The sequence below is a fragment of the Anaerovibrio sp. genome, assembly GCF_024697385.1.
Taxonomy (GTDB): Bacteria; Bacillota; Negativicutes; order Selenomonadales; family Selenomonadaceae; genus Anaerovibrio.
The window spans coordinates 17,266-30,889 of record NZ_JAILFV010000134.1; the positions used below are offsets into that span (position 1 = coordinate 17,266).

The window sequence follows — 13,624 nt, forward strand, 5'->3', positions numbered from 1 at the left end:
ATGTTCTGATATATCTCGATGCAAGATACCTCCGGTGTGGGAGCTGGGGGAAACGAGTTTTTATAAGTAAGGCCTTTTTCCGGAGATGATCGTTGACATAATTATTGATATTTATGGCTTGATGCTCCGGTGAAAAGAGCTTCCCGTTCTTATGGACAGGGAGCAATATTGTGAGGCTGAGGATGTCACCATCCCCTCATGGTAGGGACGAAGCAAACTATACCAGGTGATGGGCATATCTGATACCTTATTGCAACGCTGGTTGATAATTTTTCTTTTCAGGGAGAAAAATTTGAACAGTGGTATTATAACTTTTATATTGGGAACAGAGGGTTCCCATCTCGTTGCAACGCTGATGAAGGGGATTTTTCTTTTTGAAAAGTTAAAATTCTCCTTATAGCGTTATAATCTGATTTTCTGATTTGTGGGGAAAGGTCAATTATATTAACGGGTAATTCTTCATAAAAAGGGGCGAGTATTATGAGCAAGACTAAGTGTGTAGCCATGATTTTGGCAGGTGGCCAGGGGAGTCGCCTGGGGGCTTTGACTAAGAATATAGCTAAGCCAGCTGTACCATTTGGTGGGAAATACAGGATTATTGATTTTCCACTTTCTAACTGTGCAAACTCTGGAATTGATAAGGTTGGTGTGCTTACACAGTATCGGCCATTGGAATTGCATTCCTATTTGGGGACAGGAGACACATGGGATTTGGATAAGTCCGATGGAGGTGTTTTTATCCTGCCACCGTATGCCAGGGAAAAGGGCGCCGATTGGTATAAGGGCACTGCTGATGCAATTTATCAGAATCTGAATTTTATTGATATGCTAGATCCTGAGTATGTTCTGGTGCTTTCAGGAGACCATATTTATACCATGAATTATGCGAAAATGCTTATGGCCCACAGGGCCAATAAGGCAGATGCCACTATTGGTGTATTTGAGGTACCATGGGAGGAAGCTCCTCGTTTTGGAATACTGAATACACACAAAAAGACAGGGCGCATTCTGGAATTTGAGGAAAAACCTGCAAAGCCAAAGAATAATTTGGCCTCAATGGGTATTTATATTTTTAACCGGGAATTCCTGGACAAGTATCTTAAGGCAGATGCTGTAGATGAAACTTCAAGCCATGACTTTGGCAAGAATATTATTCCTAGCATGCTGAAAAATCAGGCCAAGCTGTGTTCCTACAAGTTTGAAGGGTACTGGAAGGATGTGGGAACAATTGAAAGCCTGTGGCAGGCCAATATGGACCTGTTGCAGAAGGAACCGCCGTTTTCCTTTAACAGCTCCTGGAGTATATATTCCTCCAATCCATCATTACCACCACATTATATAGGGGAAGATGCTTCTGTCATCAATGCAATGGTTAATGAAGGCTCCATGATTTTAGGCGAGGTTGCGCATTCAGTATTGTCTTCAGGCGTTAAAATTGGTCGAGGTGCCAAGGTGACTAATTCTGTAATCATGCCTTTTGCTTGTGTGGAGGACAATGCTGTAGTGGACCATGCCATTGTAGCACCACATAGTGTTATTTCTGCCGGTGCACATGTTATAGGCGATCAGGGCTCAATAGCAGTAGTACCTGAAGGGGAAACAGTAGTGGCCGAAAAAAGTGGACAACAGGTAAGCTGATGGATATTAATTAGAGAATGGGAGCTGATCGTATTGAGCAATATGATGGGGATTATAAAACTTGATGGTGCTAAGACAATGCTGAAGGAATTAAGTGACCGTCGCCCGGTAGCTGCGTTGCCAATGGCTGGTCGTTACAGACTGGTGGATTTTGCTTTGTCCAGCATGGTTAACTCTGGAATTGATCATGTAGGGGTGTTGCTTCCAAACAAGGCAAGACCGGTATTTGACCATCTCCGTTCAGGTAAGGACTGGGATTTGGCACGACATCGTGAAGGTATGGTATACCTTCCATGCGATACGGATGGTCATAGGGAACCGTCAACTTTGGCAACTATTTATTATAATCTTGATTATATAAAGCATAGTTCTGCTGAGTATGTATTATTTGCCCAGGCTGACACGGTATATAATATAGATTTTCGTTCGGTACTGTTATTCCACCAGAATACAGGGGCGGATATCACCATGGTATACAGTAAGGCTAGTGCGGATCTTCCGGGAGATGCTGTTGCCATGGAAATTGCCGGAAATGGGCGGGTAAACGATATTGCCAAGCATTTGACTGCCACAAAGGGCTCAAATGATTTTATCGGGATATACCTGATGGCCAAGGAGACCTTTATTAATCTGGTATCCATCGCCTTTGAGCGTGGTGGCAATGATTTCTTGTTGGATGGAATCATCAAACATATGGCTGAATACAGTATTTATGCTTATGAACACAAGGGCTTTGTTTCACGGGTAAATTCGACCATGGCATATTTTAATGCCAACAAATCCCTTTTGAATACAGATGTGTGGAATGAGCTGTTTATGGGGGAAAATTCAATTCGTACAAAAACCAAGGACGCAACACCAGTACAGTATAAGGACAATGCTCATGTAGTTAATTCCCTTGTGGCAAACGGGTGTGAAATTGATGGCGAAGTAGAGAATAGTATTTTGTTCCGTGGCGTGAAGATTGGTGAGGGGGTAAAAATAAAGGATTGTATAATTATGGAGCAATGCCAGATTGAAGAAAATGCAATGCTCAGAGATGTAATTTGCGATAAGAATGTTTTTATTTCTGCTGATCAGTGGCTTAAGGGATCGGAAAACTATCCTTTGGTTGTTGCTAAGGGCACTATAATTTAAAGTCTGTCAAGCCATGATGATAGTTGTCTGTCGTTGTGGCTTGATTGCGTGGTGGGAAGAATTCGTTATCGGCTCTGGCAGCCGGTTTGCATGAGCAATATGCTTGTCGTTTATGGGACAAGTAGTCGTTATACTTTAGGAGTGATTTTATGACAGGTAATGTAAAAGATATTGATACCATCAAGGAGGAGCTGAAGTTACGGTTTATAAGCACTTCACAGATGATGTGGGGCAGGGACTTGGAGGAATTATCCCAGAATGAGATATATACCACCGTTGCGGCAGTTGTTAAGCAGTATACTACTGAAAATTGGATTAAGACCAACAAGCAGTATGCACTAAATGATAATAAACAGATATATTATTTTTCCATTGAATTTTTGTTGGGGCGTTTGTTAAATACCAATCTTATAAATCTTGATCTGAAGGAAGCTCTTCAGGGGATGCTCAAGGAACTGAACCTGAAGCTCAGTGATATTTATGCTGAGGAGCCGGATGCAGGCTTGGGTAACGGTGGCCTGGGGCGTCTGGCTGCATGCTTTATTGATTCCATGGCCTCACTGTCATTGCCTGCTCACGGTTGTGGTATACGATATCAGTATGGTCTGTTTGAGCAAAAAATCATCAATGGTACCCAGGTTGAGATTCCTGATAATTGGCTTCGGGATGGCTATGCCTGGGAATTCAGGAAGCCGAATAAGGCTGTAAATGTGCGTATCGGTGGTAATGCCTACATGAAGGAGGTTCCGGGCGAAGATCGTCTGGAGCTGGTTTATGAGGGCTATACCAATATTATGGCAGTTCCTTATGATGTGCCTATTATTGGGTATAAAAATACTACAGTAAATAATCTCCGTTTGTGGAATGCGGAGGTCAATATGGATTTCTCGGATTATGGGACACTTACCCAGGAGCAGATTAATCAGCGTCAGGAGTATCGCCGCTGGGTCAGCAGGATCACTGAATTCCTGTATCCTGATGATAGACTGTCTGATGGTAAAAAACTGCGGTTGGTACAGGAGTATTTCTTTGTATCAGCAGGTGTTCAGAGTATTATCCGTCATTACAAGCTCACTCATGACAGCCTTTATGATATGGCTGACAAGATTGGTATCCACATCAATGATACCCACCCGGCAACTGCAGTAGCTGAAATAATGCGTATTTTGGTTGATGAGGAAGATCTTGATTGGGATGATGCATGGGATATTACTACCCAGGTTTGTGCATATACAAATCACACGATTTTGCCGGAAGCCCTGGAAAAATGGGATATAGGCCTGTTTAAGGAAATTTTACCGCGTATTTACATGATCATCGAGGAGATTAACCGTCGGTTCCTGGCAGGAATCAGGAAAAAGTATCCTGGTGATGACGAGTTGGTGCGTGAGGTTTCCATTATTGAGCATGGACAGGTACATATGGCGCGTTTGGCTGTTGTTGGCTCCCATAGTGTTAATGGTGTTGCAAAAATCCACTCTGAGATTCTGAAGACCAATACCCTGAAGTTCTTCTACAGGATTTATCCTAGGAAATTCAACAACAAGACCAATGGAATTACCCACCGTCGTTGGCTGATAAGTGCCAACCTGGATTTGGCTCATGTTATTGATGAAAAGCTGACCAGGGAATGGCGCCATGACATTCGTCTGTTGAAAAAATTAAATGACTATGTAGATGATCCGGATTTCCTCAAGGAAATCAATAAGGTGAAACGCGCCAGAAAGCGTGCTTTGGCACAGTATGTATGGTCGCATAATAAGATTCGCGTAAAGGTAGATTCACTGTTTGATGTTCAGGTAAAACGCATTCATTCCTACAAGCGCCAGCTGATGAACATATTGCATATTATGTACCAGTATAACCGCCTAAAGAATGACCCTGACTATGATATGCCGGTGCCGGTAGTATATTTCTTCGGTGGAAAGGCAGCTCCTGGATATTATACTGCCAAGGAAACTATCCGTCTTATTAATGCAGTAGCTGATAAGATTAACAATGATGACAGCATCGGAGGAAAAATCAAGGTAGTGTTCCTGGAGAACTTTGGGGTTTCCCTCGGTGAAATGGTATATCCGGCAGCTGATGTCAGCGAACAGATATCTACAGCTTCCAAGGAAGCCTCCGGTACCGGCAACATGAAGTTCATGATGAATGGTGCCATCACCTTGGGAACTATGGATGGTGCCAATGTTGAGATCCATGAGCAGGTTGGCGATGATAACTGTGTAATCTTCGGCTTAAGGGCAGAAGAGGTATTGGCTTATTATGAAAATGGTAATTACAATGCCTGGGATGAGTATAACACCAATCTCAGTGTACGCACAGTTATGAATCAGCTGACTGATGGAACCTATGGTAATTTCCAGAACCTGTTTGATTATCTGATTAACAGTAATGATGAATTCTTCATCATGAAGGATTTTGAATCATATATTTCTGCTCATGAGGAGATAGTTCGTCGCTATCAGGATAAAAATGCATGGCTTAGGTCCTCTGCAGTGAATATTGCCAACTCAGGCATTTTCTCCTCTGATAGAACTATTCGTGAATATGCAGAAGATATTTGGGATATTGAACCTGTTAAGATTAAGTAAGTTATATACAGCAAAGGGGGGATCCAATGAAAACTTCAGAGCTTAGTGAATATGATTTATTTTTGTTCCATCAGGGAACAAATTATCGTGCCTATGAGATGTTGGGGGCACATGTCTTAAATCAGGATGGTGTAAAAGGTGTAAGATTTACAGTTTGGGCACCACACGCCAAGGAAGTATCTGTAGTTGGAGATTTTAACAATTGGGATACACGGGTTAATAAGATGTCTAAGCTGGGGGATGGAGAAATATGGAATTTATTCATTCCTGAGCTTGACAGTGGTATTGTTTACAAATATGCGATACTCCCTCAGCATGAGGGGCCACATATTTTAAAGGCTGACCCATATGGCTTCTTTGCAGAGAAAAAGCCGGAGACAGCTTCTATTGTCTATAATCTGAATAACTATAAGTGGCATGATGACAAATGGTTAAAATTCAAACAGGATAATCCATCCTATAGCCGGCCGATGCTTACCTACGAGGTACATCTGGGTTCCTGGCGCCGTACTTTGGATGGTGATTATTTGTCATATCGCGATATGGCAGATCAGCTTGTTGAGTATGTCAAGAGCATGAATTATACCCATATGGAGTTTATGCCGCTTTGCGAGCATCCATTTGATGGCTCGTGGGGTTATCAGGCAACAGGCTATTATGCTGTGACCAGTCGTTATGGAACGCCGGATGATTTCTGTTATCTGGTGGACAAAGCCCACCAGGCAGGAATAGGCATTATAATGGACTGGGTGCCTGGGCATTTCTGCAAGGATGATCAGGGCCTTAGGGATTTTGATGGACAAAACCTGTATGAGTCTGATAATATTCAGCGGGCTGATAACTCTGGCTGGGGAACCATAAACTTTGATTATGGACGCACAGAAGTACAGAGCTTTTTGATTTCCAATGCACTGTTTTGGATGGACCAGTATCATATTGACGGGTTGCGTATTGATGCCGTAGCCAATATGCTATACCTTAATTATGGCCGTCAGGATGGTGATTGGGTGCCTAACAAGTACGGTGGTGATGGAAATCTGGAAGCAATAGATTTTCTGCATAAGCTGAATGAAGCCGTATTCAAGAATTATCCTCAGGCGTTGATGATTGCAGAAGAATCAACTTCCTGGCCTAACATTTCCAAGCCGGTTTATATGGGCGGCATGGGATTTAATTATAAGTGGAACATGGGCTGGATGAATGATATGCTCCGATATATAAGCCTTGATCCTATTTATCGCAAATGGCACCATGACAAGCTGACATTTTCATTGATGTACGCATTCAGCGAAAATTTTGTTTTGCCATTGTCCCATGATGAAGTGGTTCACGGCAAATGCTCATTGATTAACAAGATGCCTGGTGATTACTGGCAGAAATTTGCCGGATTGCGTGCCTTCTTTGGTTATTGGATGGCTCATCCAGGCAAAAAGCTGTTGTTTATGGGTGGAGAATTTGGACAGTTTATAGAGTGGAATTTTGATGACAGTTTGGATTGGCATCTGGTAGAGCAATATGAAAAACACACCCAGATGCTGGAATATTCCAGGGCCTTAAACAAATTCTACATTGAACATAAAGCACTGTGGGAAGTGGATTTTGACTGGAGCGGATTTGAGTGGATTGATTGCGATAATGCTGATGACAGCCTGGTATCATTTATCCGTAAGGCTGAGGATGGGTCATTTGTTATAGCAATCAGTAATTTTACTCCTGAAGTTCATCAGGGATACAGGTTTGGAGTACCAAAGGCTGGTATTTACAAAGAAGTATTTAACAGTGATGCAGAATGCTTCGGTGGCTCAAATGTCCTGAATGATTATGATATTGAGTCTGAAGATATGCCTTGGCAGAACAAGGAACATTCAATTTTGGTCACTGTACCGCCTCTGGCCACTATTTATCTGGAATATAATGATCAAACTGTTGCCAGTGGAAGTTCTAAAAAAAAGGCTGAATTAAAGGTTGCAGCTGCTGATAAGAAAAGCAAATCTTCAACAGCAAAAAAAGCGGTTGCTGTAAAAGGGAAAACCACCAGAAGTGCCAAAACAGCACAGAAGGAGGAAAACTCCAAGGCGACAAAAACAAAATCTACAGTGGCTTCAAAAACAAAAAAGGTGAAGGCTGAGGTGCCGGAAGAGGCAGAAGCTCCTAAAACTAAAAAGACAAGGGCTACAGCTACCACTAAAACAAAAAAGACTGAGGCCGACATTGCTGCCGAGGATGAAGTGCCAAAGGCCAAAAGGACAAGAAAAACAACTACGGCCAAGACAACACAGACTAGTGATGACAGTGCTGTAGAGGCAGAAGCACCAAAGGCCAAAAGGACGAGGAAAACAACTGCTGCCAAAACAACAAAGACTAGTGATGACAGTGCTGCAGAGACCGAAGCTCCAAAGGCTAAAAGGACAAGGAAAACAGCTGCTGCCAAGACAACAACGAATAGTGATGACAGTGCTGCAGAGACCGAAGCTCCAAAGGCCAAAAAGGCAACAACAGTGAAGCGCAGGACGGTAAAGGCTGATTCGGCAGATGATACAGAGGCAAAACCTAAGACTAAAAGGGCTAAGACAGCTACTGCAACTGCATCAGCCAAAAAGGAAAAAACTGGGACAGCCACGACAAAAAAAGCAACAGCCACAACCAGAAGTAAAAAAACGAAGGCTGAAACAGTAAAAAAAGGGGAAGCATAATTTTCAACTGAACCGCCTAAAATAAAAAGAACCAAGGCGGCAGTCAAAAATTAAAATGTAAGATGCAGTACTTAAGGTGATATATTAAAGACACTGTTAAGATTGCTGCAGAGTAAGGTTCGGAGAGAGGGTAAGAGCATGAAGGTTTTATATGTAGTTTCTGAAGCGGTACCATTTGTTAAAACAGGCGGACTTGCCGATGTAGCTGGTTCCTTGCCTAAAGCATTAGTGGCAGAAGGTATTGATGCCAGGGTAATATTACCAAAATACAGCAATATACCGGAAGAATATCGCAATAAAATGGAGCATGTTGCCGATATAACTATACCTGTTTCATGGCGGCAGAAGTATGCCGGTGTTGAGAAGCTGGTATACGATGGTGTTACATACTATTTTATCGATAATGAGGAGTATTTCCGTCGTGATGGTATGTATGGATATGGCGATGATGCGGAGAGATTTTCGTTTTTCTCCAGGGCAGTGCTCAATCTTTTGCCGGCAATTGATTTCTGGCCGGATATCATTAACAGCAATGATTGGCATGCTGCCCTGGTCAATGTCTTATTGAAGCTGGAACACAATGGCGATTCCAGGTATGAAAATATTAAAACAGTATTCTCAATTCACAATTTGAAATATCAAGGGATATTTGACAAGAATGTTATGGGTGATGTTCTTGGTTTGGATTGGCAATATTTTAACAATGGTGATTTGGAATTCAATGATTCCGTTAATTTCATGAAGGGCGGTATCATTTATGCTGATTATATTACTACAGTCAGCCGTACCTATGCCAAGGAAATACAGTATCCATATTTTGGTGAAAACCTTGATGGCCTGCTGAGAACACGCAGTGATTCTCTGCGGGGGATAGTAAATGGCATAGATACTGATGTCTACAATCCGGCAACGGACAAGTATTTATTTGAAAACTTTGATGAAACATCCTTGGAGAAAAAACTTCTCAACAAGGAAAAATTACAGGCACAGCTGGGCTTGCCGGTGGGAAGAAATATTCCACTGTTGGGTATGGTATCCAGACTGGTCGAGGCCAAAGGGTTGAGCCTCATTATCAGGATTATGGACGAAATATTAGTACATGAAAATTGTCAGTTCGTTCTTTTGGGCACCGGCGATAAGGAATTTGAGGATTGGTTCCGGGATCTCCAGTGGCGTCATCCTACCAAGGTTTCCTCAAATATCTTTTTCTCCAATGAGTTGGCTCAGAAAATATACGGAAGTGCTGATATGTTCCTGATGCCATCAATATATGAGCCTTGTGGAATCGGGCAGCTGATTTCCCTGAGATATGGTACTGTTCCTATCGTGCGTGAGACAGGTGGACTGAAGGACACTGTAAAAGCATTTAACAAGTACGATGGAACCGGTAATGGATATACTTTCTCTGATATCAATGCTCATGATTTGATGTATTCAATTAAACGGGCCTTGACTGAATATGAGAATATGGGGCTCTGGTCGCAGATTAGGCTCAATGCCATTCATTCTGATTATGGCTGGGATAAATCCGCAAAAGAATATATAGATCTGTACAACCAATTGTTAGGTAAATAACCATGTTTTGCCGGAAGCAGTTTGTATAAGTCAAGGAAAACAGCATTTGCTCAGTGCTGTTTATGGAGAGTGGACTGACGAAAGCAGTCCACTTTCTTGTATATTACAATATGATTTGAGGAGGTCATGAGGCAACTATGATTAAGGTGACCCATGATTCACAAAATGAATTTTATCGTTGCCCAATGGGGGCGGCTGAGGCCAAAAGCAAGGTGCATTTTCGCCTTGGCGTACAAACAGATGAGAAGATAGATGTTGTCAAGCTACGCGTATGGCAGGACAGGGCAGGTGAAACCTGCCATAAAATGGAGATGTCAGAGAAGGGAGACTTCTACGAGATTACAATAAAAATGCCAGAGAAGGGGACTCTGCTGTGGTATTATTTTATTCTCGATACAGAGGACAGAACCTATTTTTACTGCAATAATGATGCCCGGCTTGGTGGTTTGGGTATGTTGTGCGATGAACCACGGGCATCCTATCAGATTACGGTGTATAACGAAGGGGCCAAGACTCCGGATTGGTTCAAGCATTCGGTTATGTACCAGATTTTTCCTGATAGATTTTATCGCAAGGGGGATAAAATCATTGAAAAACCCAATGCGATATATCATGCCTCCTGGAAGGATACACCACGGTATTTTAAGGATATAGAAACCGGTGATATCATGGCCTATGATTTTTTTGGCGGAAATTTTGCCGGGATAAAGGAAAAGCTTGGTTATCTGAAAGAGCTGGGAATTTCAGTGGTATATCTTAATCCGATTTTTAAATCGGCCAGCAATCATCACTATGATACTGCTGATTATTTGGAGACAGATCCTATTTTGGGGACCAATGAGGAATTTGCAGAATTATGTGCAGCCGGCAAGGAAATGGGCATAAGGTTTATTCTGGATGGTGTATTTAGTCATACCGGTGCTGACAGTATATATTTCAACAAGTTTGGTACATACGACTCTGTTGGCGCTTGTCAGTCCAAGGATTCTCCTTATTATAGCTGGTATAGTTTTATAGATTATCCGAATGTTTATGAAAGCTGGTGGGGTTTTACCACACTGCCAAATGTAAAGGAAGAAAACCCGGCATATATGGATTTTATTATCCATGGAGACGATAGTGTACTTCATTATTGGAATAAACAAGGGATAAGCGGATGGCGGCTGGATGTTATCGATGAATTGCCTGAACAATTTAGTCAGGCCTTTTATAAGGAACTAAAAGAGACTGATCCTGATGCTGTACTTATAGGTGAAGTATGGGAAGACGCTTCCAATAAAACAGCATATGGAGTAAATCGCCATTATTTGTGCGGTTATGAGATTGATTCAGCCATGAATTATCCATTCCGCCAGATTGTGTTGGATTTTCTTTTGGGTCATGCAGATGCTCATCAGATTTGTCGGCGCATCAGGAGTCTACAGGAAAATTATCCTCCGCAGAATTTCTATGCCATGATGAATCTTTTGGGCAGTCATGATCGTGAGCGCATTATCACCCTGTTGGGAGAAGCACCTCCTGCCAATACCATGTCTGATGGCATGCAGGCTGCCTACAGGCTGGATGAAGATAAACTCGCATTGGGTAAAAAACGTCTAAAGCAGGCTATGGCATGGCAAATGACTTTCCCTGGAGTGCCAAGTATATATTACGGTGATGAAATCAGTATGCAGGGCTATCGTGATCCTTATTGCCGTTGCCCATATGATTGGGAGCAGGGCGATGAGGATATGCGCCAATGGTGCAAAAAACTTATTCATCTCAGAAATGAAAATCCTGCTCTCCAGACAGGTCAATTGATATCGGTGTATGCAGATGGAGATGTGTATGGATATGCCCGCATCATTGAAAATGGTAGGGATGTATTTGATGAACCTGCTGATAACGCCGTTTTTGTTATAATCTTTAACCGCAGTGCTGAAGAACGGGAAATTTCTGTTGATGTCAGGGATTTATGGGGCGGTTGTTTTGCAGATGCACTGGAAAACGGGGAAGGCGTACAGGTTGTCAGGGATAGGATAGATCTTACGCTTCAGCCAAATGGTGTGGAAGTATACAAGGGCGTCAAGGCACAGCCTAAATATACCAGACAATGTGGTGTTTTAATGCATCCAACGAGTTTTCCGTCTAAATATGGCATAGGTGATTTTGGCCCGGAAGCATATAAATTTGTAGATTTTCTGGCTAAGGGCAAGCAAAATATATGGCAGATATTACCCCTGACGCCGGTAGATGATTGTTATTCACCATACGCTTCGCCTTCGGCTTTCGCAGGGAATACCATGCTAATCTCTCCTGATAAGCTGATGGAAATTGGGCTGCTCGAGCCAAGAGACCTTCAAGGCTGTGAAGGCCCTGTTGGCAATAAGGCAGATTATAAACTGGCGAAAACCGTTAAAAGAAAATTAATGGATATTGCTGCTGAAAACTTCTTTAAGGGAAATCAGCCGGAATTACTTCAGAAGTATGAAGAATTCTGTAAAAAGGAGTCTTATTGGCTGGATGAGTATGCCCTGTTTAAGGCCTTGTCTGGGAAGAATAATGATGCAGGCTGGTTTGAGTGGGAGGATGAAATTAAGCGGCATTGGGATGTTTCTCTGATCGAAGTGAGGGAATCCCTGGCTGAAGAAATCAAAAAAGAATGTTTTGCTCAGTTTATGTTTGCGATTCAGTGGCATGAATTGAAGCAGTATTCCAACGATAAGGGCATACAAATACTGGGAGATATGCCTATATTTGTTTCTCTCAACAGTGCTGATGTATGGGGCCATCAGGAGCTGTTCAAGCTGGACCGGAATTGTAAGCCATATAAGGTGGCGGGAGTACCTCCTGATTATTTTAGCGAAACTGGGCAGTTGTGGGGCAATCCGCAGTATGATTGGGCTGAAATGCAAAAGGATGGCTATAGCTGGTGGATTGACCGGATGAGGCGTATGTTTGATCTGGTAGACATGGTTCGTATCGATCATTTCCGGGGCTTTGAAGCATTTTGGGAAATTGACGGGGATGCAGAAACTGCCATAGAAGGCGTATGGCGTAAAGGACCCGGAAAGCCGTTTTTCGATAAAATCAGGGAAGCCTTGGGGAATCTGCCTATTGTGGCAGAAGACCTGGGAGTTATTACTGACGAAGTAGAAGAATTACGGGAACAATGCGGTTTTCCTGGGATGAAGGTGCTGCAGTTTGAGCTTCATTTTAATGGGCAGCATAGAATAAACTATGTGGCGCCGGAAAACTGTATTGTATATACTGGTACTCATGATAATAACACCAGTGTTGGGTGGTTTGATGAGGATGCTGATATTGCTACCAGGGAAGCTGTTGCTAAAATGCTGAGCGTATCACCGGATAACAGTGTTGCCGTGTGTAAGGCATTGGTAGAGCATGCTTATGGATCAGCTGCGAGAATGGCGATCATTCCTGTGTGGGATTTATTGACCCTTGACGGTAATAACCGCATGAATATGCCTGGTACCGCAGATGGTAATTGGAGTTGGCGAATGCTTCCAAATGCATTGACGGATAGTACGGCATTATGGCTGGCGGAGCTTGCTAAAAAATATAACAGGTAAGTGTGCCAGGGTGTTGACAATGCCTGGATAAAATGGTAGTATATCAATGTTGCTTAGCCTCGCTAAGCAGTTCATATGTGCCGAAGTGGCGGAATTGGCAGACGCAGCAGACTCAAAATCTGCCGTATGCAAATACGTGCCGGTTCGAGTCCGGCCTTCGGCACCATAGTAAAATCAAGGCTTCCGAGATTTCGGAAGCCTTTTCTTGTATAAAGAAAACCACGCGATAGTCGCGTGGTTCAGAAAAGCTTTAGCTATGCGTCCTAAAACAGGAAAACTCCTGATGTGTTAGTATTATATCGTGACCTGCCAGATACGAAATATAACAAATCAGGAGAACATACTATGCAAGATGATAATACTCATGCAAAGAGTTTAGCCCATACAAAATGGAACTGCAATTATCATATAG

General features: G+C 42.6%; 6 protein-coding genes and 1 tRNA gene. All 7 read left to right on the forward strand.

What is annotated here, in order from left to right; translation table 11 throughout:
* Positions 1-480 precede the first annotated feature (480 nt).
* The 7 genes from K6C05_RS07870 to K6C05_RS07900 all read left to right on the forward strand — a co-directional run bounded on the left by K6C05_RS07870 (position 481) and on the right by K6C05_RS07900 (position 13,378).
* Positions 481-1,638 carry a glucose-1-phosphate adenylyltransferase gene (locus tag K6C05_RS07870; RefSeq protein ID WP_296733355.1) on the forward strand — a complete coding sequence of 386 codons (1,158 nt, stop codon included), beginning with the start codon at positions 481-483 and terminating at the stop codon, positions 1,636-1,638.
* 33 nt (positions 1,639-1,671) lie between these two features.
* Positions 1,672-2,775 (forward strand): glucose-1-phosphate adenylyltransferase subunit GlgD, encoded by a 1,104-nt coding sequence (gene glgD / locus K6C05_RS07875; RefSeq protein ID WP_296733358.1) that lies wholly within the window; start codon positions 1,672-1,674, stop codon positions 2,773-2,775.
* A 149-nt stretch (positions 2,776-2,924) separates the two neighbouring features.
* On the forward strand, positions 2,925-5,372 hold the full coding sequence (locus K6C05_RS07880; RefSeq protein ID WP_296733361.1) for a glycogen/starch/alpha-glucan phosphorylase: 2,448 nt from the start codon (positions 2,925-2,927) through the stop codon (positions 5,370-5,372).
* Positions 5,373-5,398: 26 nt separating this feature from the next.
* On the forward strand, positions 5,399-8,065 hold the full coding sequence (gene glgB, locus K6C05_RS07885; RefSeq protein ID WP_296733363.1) for a 1,4-alpha-glucan branching protein GlgB: 2,667 nt from the start codon (positions 5,399-5,401) through the stop codon (positions 8,063-8,065).
* 138 nt (positions 8,066-8,203) lie between these two features.
* The gene (glgA, locus tag K6C05_RS07890; protein WP_296733364.1) at positions 8,204-9,640 is read left to right on the forward strand and encodes a glycogen synthase GlgA; all 1,437 of its coding nucleotides are present in this window, start codon (positions 8,204-8,206) and stop codon (positions 9,638-9,640) included.
* A 137-nt stretch (positions 9,641-9,777) separates the two neighbouring features.
* Complete coding sequence (malQ, locus tag K6C05_RS07895) at positions 9,778-13,212, forward strand: 4-alpha-glucanotransferase (RefSeq protein WP_296733367.1); 3,435 nt, start codon at positions 9,778-9,780, stop codon at positions 13,210-13,212.
* A gap of 79 nt (positions 13,213-13,291) precedes the next feature.
* Positions 13,292-13,378, forward strand: a tRNA-Leu gene (locus tag K6C05_RS07900).
* Positions 13,379-13,624: the final 246 nt, after the last annotated feature.